Below are 10,234 nucleotides of genomic sequence, written 5' to 3'. Positions count from 1 at the left end.
AGTCGGCGAGGCGCCGCACCCGCCCCGTACCCCCGCGCTCCTGGCTCCCCGGCCCGGGCCGCCTCCTCGGCATCGCCCGCGACCGCCTCGGCGACCTCGGCAGGGCCGTCGAGGTCGGCGCCTCCGTCGTCGGCTCCTCGGTCGCCCGCGCCGGCCGCCTCGACGGAAGCCCGGCCGCCCCGCTCGCCGCCGACTCCAGCGGCACGCGCCGGATCGCCACCGCCACCCTGCCCCTCGACCGCGTCCACCGGATCCGCCGCACCACCGGCGGCACCGCAAACGACGTCCTCCTCGCGCTCGTCGCCGGCGCCCTGCGCCGCTGGTTCGACGGGCGCGGCCTGCCCCTCCCCGGCGCCGACCCCCGGGCCCTCGTCCCGGTCTCCCGCCGCCGCCCCGGCGCCCCGGCCGGCCCCGGGAACAGCCTCTCCGGGTACCTCCTCGACCTGCCGGTCACCGAACCCGACCCGGCCGCCCGGCTCACCGCCGTCCGCCACGCCATGGACCGCAACAAGGCCGCGGGGCCCTTCCGCGGCGCCGGCGCCGTCGCCCTCCTCGCCGACCAGCTGCACCCGCTCGCCCACCGCTTCGGAGCCCCCCTCGCCGCCGGCGCCGCCCGGCTCCTCTTCGACCTCCTCGTCACCCAGGTGCCGCTGCCCCGCTCCGCGCTCTCCCTCGGCGGCGCCCCGCTGCGCGCGCTCTTCCCGATGGCCCCGCTCGCTCGCGGCCAGTCCCTCGCCGTCGCCATGTCCCCGTACGGCGGCCAGGTCCACATCGGCCTCGTCGCCGACGGCGAGGCCGTCCCCGACCTCGACGCGCTGGCCGCCGCGCTCGCCGCCGAACTCGACCTGCTCGACCCGCCGGAGACCGCCTGAGCCGGTCAGGGGGCGCAGGTGGTGCCCGGACGGACCTTCGTGAGGGAGACCAGGTACGCCTCGACCTTCTCGTCGATGCAGGCGTCGCGGCCGTACCCGGTGTGGCCGGGGGCCTCGAAGGACAGCAGCATGCCGCCGGGGAACTGGCGTGCCAGACTCACCGCCTCGTCGTAGGGCGTCGCGGGGTCGCCCGCCGTGCCCACGACGAGGACCGGCGGGACGCCCGGCGCGTTCACCCGGTGCGGCCGCCGGGTGCCTGCCGGCCAGTCCTCGCAGACCAGTTCGCTCGTCACGCCGGACGTGCCGTAGACACCCGCCGCCTTGTCGGCGGGGCCCAGCGCGTCCCAGTACGCCTGCTCGTCGCGGGGGTGGGGGACGTCGAGACAGTTGACCGCGATCAGGGCCGCGTCGCTGTTGTCCTCGGGCACGTCCGAGGCCCCTTCCCCGGCCGGTTCGCCGTCGGTCGTCCCGGCGTCGGTCGTCTCGTCCTCCGCCGGTTCGTCCTCCGACGGTTCGCCGGAGGCGTCCGCGTCCGACTCCCCGCCGGCGTCCTCGTCGCCCGCCGCCAGCGCAGCCAGCTCCGTGCCGTCCCCGCCGTCCGCCGCGCGCAGCGCCTCGGACAGGCCCTCCCACTGCGCCTCCGGCGTGTACATGGACAGGCTGAGGGCGGAGACCAGGCCCGCCGCGTCGAGCCCCTCCCCGGAGCCGTCGACCGGCAGCGGATCGCGCTGCGTACGGTCGAGCAGCCGGTCCACCAGAGTGCGTATCTCCTCGGGCGTCGTGCCGGGGCAGGCCTCGCCGACCACGTCGGCGCAGGAGTCGGCGTACTCCTCGACGGCGTCCCGGAAACCGGCCGACTGGCCGAGCACGCGCTGCCGCCAGTCCAGCGACGGGTCGACCGCTCCGTCCAGCACCATCGCCCGTACGCGGCGCGGGAACTGCTCGGCGTACGAGGTGCCCAGGCTCGTGCCGTACGACCAGCCGACGTACGTGAGCCTCCGCTCGCCCAGCGCGGCCCTCAGGACGTCCATGTCGCGGGCGGCGTCGTCCGTCCCGACGTGCGGCAGCAGTGGACCGCTCGCCTTGCGGCAGGCGGCGGCCGTCGCCCGCGCGTCCGCGAGGGCGACGGCGCGCTCGGCGTCCGTGCGGGGGTGGAGCGGAGCCTCGTCCGCGCCGGCGGCCGGGGACTCCCCGTCCGCCCCGTCCGCCGTGAGGCAGGTCAGGGCCGGCTTGCTCCCGCCGACGCCGCGCGGGTCGAAGGACACGATGTCGAACCGCTCGCGCACGCCCTCGCCGATGTCGTCGGCGACGCCGTCCTTCAGGAGCCGCACGCCGGGCTCGCCCGGTCCGCCGGGGTTCAGGACGAGCGAGCCGACGCGCTTGCCGGGGACCGCGGTCGCCGCCTTCGCCACCGGCAGGACGAAGGTCTTGCCGTCGCCGGGACGGGAGTAGTCCCTCGGGACGGTGAGCGTCGCGCACCGGAAGTCGCCGCAGGGCCGCCAGTCCAGCTTCTGGGTGTAGAAGCGCCGCAGGTCGGGGCGGGCGGCCGGGTCGGCGGCGGCCGAGGACCCCGGCCGGTTCCCGTCCCGGCCCGAGCCGGCCGTGCAGGCGGCCAGGGACGTGGTGCCGAGGACGGCGAGGGCGAGGACGAGGGCCCGGCGGCGGGCGGCGGTGCGGAACACGAGGAACTCCCCTGGATGGTCGGTCCACGGAAGGATCGGGCACGGATGCTGAGGATTTGCTGAGGCCGACCCCGCTCCGGCCCCCGGGCGGTCAGTCCGAGGTCGGCAGCCGCAGGACGAACCGGGCCCCGCCCCGTTCGCCGCGTCCCGCCGTGAGCGTGCCGCCGTGCGCGTGGGCGACCCAGGAGGCGATGGACAGACCGAGGCCGGTGGACCCGGATCCGCTGCGGAACCGCTCGAACAGGGCGCCCGCGACCTCCGGAGGCAGGCCGGGACCCGCGTCCTCGACCGTCAGCGTGCCGTCCCGGCCCACCGTGACCAGCACGTCCGCCGGGACGCCCGGGGCGTGGCCGTGCGCGAGCGCGTTGTCCAGCAGATTGCCGACGGCCCGGCGCACGAGCTCGGGGTCGGCGACCACGACGGCGTCCTCGGCCTCGACCCGGACGCGGTGGTCCTCCGCGCGCCCCTCGGCGGCTTCCTGGGCGACCGCCTCCACCAACTGGTCCAGACGCAGCGGCTGGCGTGCGACCGCGGCGGTACCGGACATGAGGCGGGCGCGGGTGAGGAGCCCGTCGACGAGCCGGCCCATCCCCTCCGCCAGGCGCAGCGTGCGCCGGTGCACGTCCGCGCTGTCCGTCTCGCCGCGCAGCGCCGTCTCGGCGAGCGTCCGCAGCGAGGCGGCCGGGGTCCGCAGGTCGTGCGCGGCGTCCGCGAGGAACGCCTCCTGCCGGTCGAGCGCGGCGAGCGCGGGCCGGACCGCACGTCCCGACAGGACGTGCCCGACGGCCGCCGACAGCAGGACGAGCACCGCGCAGCCGCCCGTCACCAGCCACACGAGCCGCCGGTGGTCGTCCCGTTGGGCGGTCGCGTCGGCCACGGTCACGAGCACGCCCTGCGGCCCCTCGTCGTCCGCCGCCTCCGGCGCGTAGAAGGGCTGCGCGAACACGCGTACCGGCTCGCCGCCCGTCGTACGCCCGTCGAAGGCCCGGACGCCGTCGGCCCGCACCGCCGCACGGCCCGCCTCCAGGACCACGGCCCGACCCACGGTCAGACACGGCTTCGCCGGCGCGTGCTCGACCGTCAGCGCGCCCCGGTCGTCCCCGTCCACGAGGAGCACCGTCAGCGGCGGGCACGCGGTGTCCACCGAGTCCGCCAGGACGTCCAGGACGAGCCGGCCCTCCTCGTCGGTCTCCAGGAGCCCGAGGGCCCAGCTGGTGTCCGCGTCCATCGTGTGATCGAGCTGCTCCCGCCAGCGGCCGCTGTCGCTGCGCACGGCCAGGGCCGCCATCGCGATCAGCCCCACGGCGCTGGTCAGCGCGAACAGCAGGCTGATCCGCCGGCGCAGCCGCAGCACCCGGGCCGTCGGCGTGAGCGCCGCGGACCGGCTCCGCGCCCCGTGGGGGAAGCCGGGCCTCACCGCGCGTCGTCGGGTGAGAGCCGGTAGCCGACCCCGCGCACGGTGTGGATCACCGGCGGGTCCCCGAGCTTGCGGCGGAGCTGGGAGACGAGCACCTCCAGGACGTTCGACTGCGGTTCGGCCATCTCGTCCCAGCAGCTCTCGATCAGCTCGGCGCGGGAGACCGCCTGGTCGGAGCGCGCCGCGAGGACCTCCAGGACCGCGAACTCCCGGCTCGTGAGCGTGAGCAGCACCCCGGCCCGGCGGACGTGCCGGCGGGCGGTGTCGACCTCCAGGTCGCCGACGCGGTGCACCGGAGGACGTACGACCGCGGACCGGCGGCACAGGCTGCGCACCCGGGCGACCAGTTCGGGCACGGCGAACGGCTTGACGAGGTAGTCGTCCCCGCCGCTCGCGAAGCCCTCCACCCGGTCCGCCACCGTGTCGCGCGCGGTCAGGAACAGCACGGGCACGGCGTGGCCACCGCGCCGCAGCCCGTCGACGAAGGCGGCGGCGTCCCCGGACGGCAGCATCCGGTCGAAGACCGCGCAGTCGTACGCCGTGACGAACAACGCCTCGTCGGCCCGGGGCAGATCGGCGGCCTCGTCGACGGCGAGCCCGGCGGCACGCAGAGCGGCGGCCACCCCGAACCGGAGGTCTTCGTCGTCCTCGACGAGCAGTACACGCACGTCACACACCTTAGGACCTGTCTGACCATTCGCGTCGGGGCCGGCCCGCGGCCCGCCGCACGTCCGGGCTCCTCGAATAAACTCCCGCGCATGCTGCGCGTACTGGCCGTCGACGACGAGGAGCCCGCCCTCGGGGAGCTGCTCTACCTGCTCCGTGCCGACCCCCGGGTCCGTACCGCCGAGGGGGCGGGGGACGCGGCCGCCGCGCTGCGGAGGATCGGGCGCGCCCTGGAGTCCGGGCCCGACGGCGAGGACGCCGTCGACGTCGTCTTCCTCGACATCCACATGCCCGGCCTCACCGGCCTCGACGTCGCCCGTCTGCTGGCCGGCTTCGCCAGGCCGCCGCTCGTCGTCTTCGTCACCGCCCACGAGGGCTTCGCGCTCCAGGCCTTCGACCTCCAGGCGGTCGACTACGTCCTCAAGCCGGTCCGCCGCGAGCGGCTCGCCGAGGCCGTCCGGCGCGTCCACGACCTGGTCCACGCCACCGCCGCCCCCGTCCCGGCCGCACCCGCCGCACCCGTCGTGCCCGAGCAGATCCCCGTGGAGCTCGGCGGCGTCACCCGCTTCGTCGCCGTCGACGACATCGCGTACGTCGAGGCGCACGGCGACTACGCCCGCCTCCACACCGACCGGGGCAGCCACCTCGTCCGCATCCCCCTCTCCACCCTCGAGGAGCGGTGGGCCGACCGGGGGTTCGTCCGCATCCACCGCAGCCACCTCGTGGCCGTCGACCGGATCACCGAGCTCCGCGTCGACGGCGGCGCCACCTCCGTGCGGCTCGGTGCCACCGACCTCGCCGTCTCCCGCCGGCACGCCCGCCACCTGCGGGATCTCCTGACGCGCCGCGCGGGCGGCTGACCCCTACCGGCCCGCGAGACCTTCCGCTTACACTCCACGGGCCCATCCGACCGTGAGAGAGCGGACACCGATGTCCGAGCACCAAGCCGCGCGCCGGCCCCGGCGCGAGACCGTCACCTACGCCTCGGCCCTGGGCGACCGGTCCGTGCCCCCGCCGCGCCCGCGTCCCCGGACCCCGCACCCGCCCGCCCGCTCCGAGATCGACGAGCAGACCACCCTCGGACACACCTACGTCCGCTCCCTGATGCGCAGTCAGCTGCGCGCCGCCCTCACCGCCCTCGGCGCGCTCGCCCTGCTCGTCGGCGCCCTGCCGCTGCTGCTCGCGCTGCCCGCCCCCGAGTCGCTCGTCTGGGCCGCGCTCGGCGTCGGCGCGTACCCGGTCGTCTGGGCCGTCGCCCACTGGTACGTCCGCCGCGCCGAACGCAACGAGCGCGACTTCACCGGCCTCCTCGACCGGTGACGGCGGTGGAGCGTCCCGCATGAACCAGACCTACGCGGTGGCCGCCGTCACCGCCGTCGTCCTCGCCACCGTCCTCATCGGCGCCCTCGGGCTGCGGATCTCCCGGACCACCTCCGACTTCTACGTCGCCTCGCGGACCGTCCGCCCGGCCCTCAACGCCGCCGCCATCAGCGGCGAGTACCTCTCCGCCGCCTCCTTCCTCGGCATCGCCGGACTCGTCCTCGTCCAGGGCCCCGCCATGCTCTGGTACCCGGTCGGCTACACCGCCGGATACCTCGTCCTGCTCGTCCTCGTCGCCGCCCCGCTGCGCCGCTCCGGGGCGTACACCCTCTCCGACTTCGCCGAGGCCCGCCTCGAATCCCCGCAGGCCCGGCGGCTGGCCAGCCTCTTCGTCGTCGGCATCGGCTGGCTGTACCTGCTGCCGCAGCTCCAGGGCGCCGGACTCACCCTGGAGATCCTCACCGGCGCCCCCGACTGGGTCGGCGGACTGCTCGTCGCGCTCGTCGTCACCGGCACCGTCGCCGCGGGCGGCATGCGCAGCATCACCTTCGTCCAGGCCTTCCAGTACTGGCTCAAGCTCACCGCCCTCCTCGTCCCCGCCCTCTTCCTGCTCGCCGCCTGGTACGGGGACGGGGCGCCCCGGGCCCGCTTCGACGCCCCCGCCGTGCTCCGCGACCACACCGTCGTCGAGGTCGCCGACACGGTACGGATCGAGCTCGACGCCCCGCTCGCGGTCACCGTCACCGGCAGCGTCGACTCCGTCGCGTACGCCGGCCGGACCGTCACCCTCGCCCCCGGCACCCACCACGTCCTCGGCGGCACCTCGCTCGCCTTCGCGCCGGGGGCGCCCCTGCCCGACCGGGCCGCCGGCGGCTCCGACCCGCTCGGCTGGTCCCAGCCGCTCGCCGGGGGCCGGGACGGACACCAGCTGTACGCCACGTACGGACTGATCCTCGCCACCTTCCTCGGCACCATGGGCCTGCCGCACGTGGCCGTCCGCTTCTACACCAGCCCGCACGGCCGCGCCGCCCGCCGCACCACCCTCGTCGTGCTCGGCCTCGTCGGCACCTTCTACCTGCTGCCCGGCCTGTACGGAGCCCTCGGCCGGATCTACGCCCCCGAACTCGCCCTCACCGGCTCCGCCGACGCCGCCGTCCTCGTCCTGCCCGACCGGATCCTCGGCGGACTCCTCGGCGACCTCCTCGGGGCGCTCCTCGCGGGCGGTGCCTTCGCCGCCTTCCTCTCCACCGCCTCCGGGCTCACCATGTCGGTCGCCGGAGTCCTCACCCAGGACGTGCTGCCCTCCCGGGCGTCCTCCGGGGGCGTACGGCACTTCCGCCTCGCGACCCTGCTCGCCACCGCCGTCCCGCTCGCCGTCGGGGTGGTCGCCTCCAAGGTCCCGGTCGCCGACGCCGTCGGCCTGGCCTTCGCCGTCTCCGCCTCCTCCTTCTGCCCGCTGCTCGTCCTCGGGATCTGGTGGCGCCGGCTCACCCCGCCCGGGGCCATGGCCGGGCTGCTGCTCGGCGGCGGCTCCGCCCTCGCGGCCGTGATGGCGACCCGGGCCGGACTCGCCCCCGGGGGCTGGCCGCACACCCTGATGGCCTGGCCGGCGGTCTGGTCGGTCCCCCTGGGCTTCCTGACGATGGTGCTCGTCTCGCTCGCCACCCCCCGCCGGATCCCGCCCGGCACCCCCGCCATCCTCGCCCGGCTCCACCTCCCGGAGGAGATCACCGGGGCCGTACCCGCACAGGAGGTGCGCCGATGACCGCCCCCGGCACCGACCGCGAGGCACCCGACCGCGACGCCCGGGCGCGCCGATGAGCGGGATCGCCCTCGCCGCCGCGGCCGCCGCCGGGGCCGTGCTGCTCGCCGCGGGCTTCGTCCTCGGCCGGTTCGCCGCCCGGCGCGGCGGCCGCGCCGCCGATGCCGACCTCGGCACACCCGTCGAGCGGGCCACCTTCCACACCCTGCACACCGCCTCGCTCGCCGCGCCCCCGCTGCGCGCCGGACTCACCGAGGAGACCGCCCGCAAGGCGGCCCGCACGCTCCGCTCGCTGCTCGGCACCGAGGCGCTCTGCCTCACCGACCGTGGCGCGGTCCTCGCCTGGGACGGGCCGGGCGAGGACCACCACCGGGCCCATGTCCCCGGGCAGGCCGCCGAGACCCTGGCGACCGGCCGCAGCCGCTCCGCCCACAGCGGCTGCGACGACCCGGCGTGCCCGCTGCGCTGGGCGGTGATCGCCCCGCTCACCGGGGAGGACGGCGTCCTCGGCGCGCTCGTCGCCTACGGCTCGCGGGAGTCCGCCGTCCTCGTGCGGGCCGCGACCGAGCTGGCCCGCTGGGTCTCCGTCCAGCTGGAGCTGGCCGAACTCGACCGCTCGCGCACCCGGATCGTGGAGGCCGAGATCCGCGCCCTGCGCGCCCAGATCTCCCCGCACTTCATCTTCAACTCCCTCGCGGCCATCGCCTCCTTCGTCCGCACCGACCCCGAACGGGCCCGGGAACTCCTCCTCGAGTTCGCCGACTTCACCCGCTACTCCTTCCGCAGGCACGGCGAGTTCGCCCAGCTGGCCGACGAACTCCGCTCCGTCGAGCAGTACTTGGCCCTGGCCGGGGCCCGTTTCGGCGACCGGCTGAAGGTGACGCTGCAGATCGCCCCCGAGGTGCTGCCGGTGACCCTGCCGTTCCTCTGCCTCCAGCCGCTCGTGGAGAACGCCGTCAAGCACGGACTCCAGGACCGGGAACGGGGCTGCCGCGTCACGATCGCCGCCCGGGACGCGGGCGCCGAGGCGGTGGTGACGGTCGAGGACGACGGCATCGGCATGGACCCCGAGCTGCTGCGCGCCGTCCTGCGCGGGGAGCACCCGGCGGGCTCCGGCATCGGCCTGTCCAACGTGGACGAGCGGCTGCGCCAGGTGTACGGGGCGGAGCACGGTCTGGTCATCGAGACCGGGGTCGGCGCCGGGATGAAGGTGACGGTGCGCGTCCCCAAGTACCGGTCGGGAGTGCACCCTTCGGCACCCTAGGGCCTGTCCGACCGTTCCCGTGGGGTCCGGGAGCCGTCAGCGCAGGTGCAGCGACAGGTGCGCGAGCGGGAGGCCCAGCTTCCAGGCGGGAAGCCAGATCTGCTCGGCCTCGTCGACCGGGCCCTCGGGGTCGGTCCGGCCGTCGAGGTCGGCGGCGCGGATCCAGGTGTCCCGCAGCCGGGCCCAGGCGGTCCGCGCGAGCGCCAGGTCGGGGCCGTCGCCGCCGGCCGCCCGCCGTGCGGCGAGCCGCTCCTCGACCCAGGGCGGCCAGGGCCGGTCGTACGCGGTGTGCCGCAGCCACTCGTCGACCCGGCAGCCGGCCCACGCGCCGGCCGGTCCGTCCGGTTCCTCGGCGAGGTGGACGGTGAGGGCCAGCGCCTGGAGGCCGGCCCGGTACTCCAGTGAGCCGGGGGCCACGAGGGCGGCGGCCCTCAGCACCTCGTCGGCCAGGTACTCGGCGCACAGCCAGGCCATCGGGACGGCGAGGCCGCCCCCACTCGTGCCGTTGGCGCCGTTCGTGCTCTCGGGCAGCAACGCTCCCACCTTCTCCCCGGACGTGAGGGCCCCGGACGTCAGGGGCCCGGGGGAGAGCCTCCTCCGTGAAGGGCGCCCGCGGGTCCCGCTTTGCTCAACTCGCCCGTGTGGTTTCGGATACGTTTCCCGGCCGGATCGGTGCGGGTGGGATTCCTGGTGCCAGGCGGGACGAGGGTGGCGCGTGGGGCGGGGAGCGCGGGTCGCTCAGCCCAGGAGCGCGTAGACGGCGGTCGCGTGGGCCGCGGTCTCCTCCGTGCCCTCGGCCGTCATGGTGATGTCGGCGAAGGCCATCCGCTTGCCCGCCTTGGTGAGCCGGGCCCGCACGAGGACGTCGGCGCCGATCACCGCGCGCTGGAAGCTGATGGACTGCTGGACGGTGGTCATCGGCACGAAGCCGCCCCGGGCCGCGGCGACCGCGATGACCGTCGCGGTGTCGGCGGCGGCCATCAGGGCCTGGCCGGAGAGGCCGCCGCCCTCCCGGGCGAGCCGGTCCGACCAGGGGAGCCGGAGCACGGCCTCGTGGCCGTCGGCCGATTCGACGGATTCGACGGTGAGCCCCAGATCGAGCACCCAGGGGGCGAAGTTGTCGGCGAGGACCTTTTCGGCGGCGGCGAGTGTCAGCGTCACGGCGTCATTGTGGGGCTCCGGCACGGGCCCGGGCAACGGCCGCGCGGCGCGGCCGGTAGCCGGGCAGGGAGCGGCCGAGCTGCCGCAGGG

10 protein-coding genes are annotated in these 10,234 nt (G+C 76.2%); 5 read left to right on the top strand and 5 right to left on the bottom strand.

Annotated features, from left to right (window positions below):
* Positions 1–872 (top strand): WS/DGAT domain-containing protein (locus K7G60_RS37215; RefSeq protein ID WP_225805390.1); only part of this gene is annotated, 872 nt, incomplete at its 5' end.
* Between the two features lie 5 nt (positions 873–877).
* Here K7G60_RS37215 and K7G60_RS37210 read toward each other — a convergent pair.
* The 3 genes from K7G60_RS37210 to K7G60_RS37200 all read right to left on the bottom strand — a co-directional run bounded on the left by K7G60_RS37210 (position 878) and on the right by K7G60_RS37200 (position 4,639).
* Positions 878–2,554, bottom strand: a complete 1,677-nt coding sequence (locus tag K7G60_RS37210) for an alpha/beta hydrolase (protein WP_225805389.1) — start codon at positions 2,552–2,554, stop codon at positions 878–880.
* 91 nt (positions 2,555–2,645) lie between these two features.
* A complete protein-coding gene (locus K7G60_RS37205) occupies positions 2,646–3,971 on the bottom strand; it encodes a sensor histidine kinase KdpD (protein WP_225805388.1) in 1,326 nt (441 codons plus the stop codon).
* The gene (locus K7G60_RS37200; protein ID WP_225805387.1) at positions 3,968–4,639 is read right to left on the bottom strand and encodes a response regulator transcription factor; all 672 of its coding nucleotides are present in this window, start codon (positions 4,637–4,639) and stop codon (positions 3,968–3,970) included. The genes K7G60_RS37205 and K7G60_RS37200 overlap by 4 nt, the downstream gene beginning before the upstream one ends.
* 90 nt (positions 4,640–4,729) lie before the next feature.
* Here K7G60_RS37200 and K7G60_RS37195 point away from each other — a divergent pair, with 90 nt between their 5' ends.
* The 4 genes from K7G60_RS37195 to K7G60_RS37180 all read left to right on the top strand — a co-directional run bounded on the left by K7G60_RS37195 (position 4,730) and on the right by K7G60_RS37180 (position 8,983).
* Positions 4,730–5,497, top strand: a complete 768-nt coding sequence (locus K7G60_RS37195) for a LytTR family DNA-binding domain-containing protein (RefSeq protein WP_225805386.1) — start codon at positions 4,730–4,732, stop codon at positions 5,495–5,497.
* Positions 5,498–5,567: 70 nt separating this feature from the next.
* Positions 5,568–5,957, top strand: a complete 390-nt coding sequence (locus tag K7G60_RS37190) for a hypothetical protein (RefSeq protein ID WP_225805385.1) — start codon at positions 5,568–5,570, stop codon at positions 5,955–5,957.
* A gap of 19 nt (positions 5,958–5,976) precedes the next feature.
* Complete coding sequence (locus K7G60_RS37185; RefSeq protein ID WP_225805384.1) at positions 5,977–7,722, top strand: cation acetate symporter; 1,746 nt, start codon at positions 5,977–5,979, stop codon at positions 7,720–7,722.
* Between the two features lie 52 nt (positions 7,723–7,774).
* Positions 7,775–8,983, top strand: a complete 1,209-nt coding sequence (locus tag K7G60_RS37180; RefSeq protein ID WP_225805383.1) for a histidine kinase — start codon at positions 7,775–7,777, stop codon at positions 8,981–8,983.
* 36 nt (positions 8,984–9,019) lie between these two features.
* On the opposite strand, the gene K7G60_RS37175 is transcribed toward K7G60_RS37180, so the two are convergent.
* Complete coding sequence (locus K7G60_RS37175; RefSeq protein WP_225805382.1) at positions 9,020–9,517, bottom strand: hypothetical protein; 498 nt, start codon at positions 9,515–9,517, stop codon at positions 9,020–9,022.
* A 204-nt stretch (positions 9,518–9,721) separates the two neighbouring features.
* Complete coding sequence (locus tag K7G60_RS37170) at positions 9,722–10,144, bottom strand: PaaI family thioesterase (protein ID WP_225805381.1); 423 nt, start codon at positions 10,142–10,144, stop codon at positions 9,722–9,724.
* Positions 10,145–10,234: the final 90 nt, after the last annotated feature.

Origin of the sequence: Streptomyces sp. NK15101 (assembly GCF_020400725.1) — a bacterium.
In the GTDB taxonomy this organism is placed as follows: Bacteria; Actinomycetota; Actinomycetes; order Streptomycetales; family Streptomycetaceae; genus Streptomyces.
This window is presented reverse-complemented; position numbering and strand designations above follow the sequence as displayed.

Excerpts from the sequence above, each read along its gene's own strand:
- K7G60_RS37195 (WP_225805386.1), top strand. The coding sequence starts at position 4,730 with ATGCTGCGCGTACTGGCCGTCGACGACGAGGAGCCCGCCCTCGGGGAG.
- K7G60_RS37190 (WP_225805385.1), top strand. The coding sequence starts at position 5,568 with ATGTCCGAGCACCAAGCCGCGCGCCGGCCCCGGCGCGAGACCGTCACC.
- K7G60_RS37185 (WP_225805384.1), top strand. The coding sequence starts at position 5,977 with ATGAACCAGACCTACGCGGTGGCCGCCGTCACCGCCGTCGTCCTCGCC.
- K7G60_RS37180 (WP_225805383.1), top strand. The coding sequence starts at position 7,775 with ATGAGCGGGATCGCCCTCGCCGCCGCGGCCGCCGCCGGGGCCGTGCTG.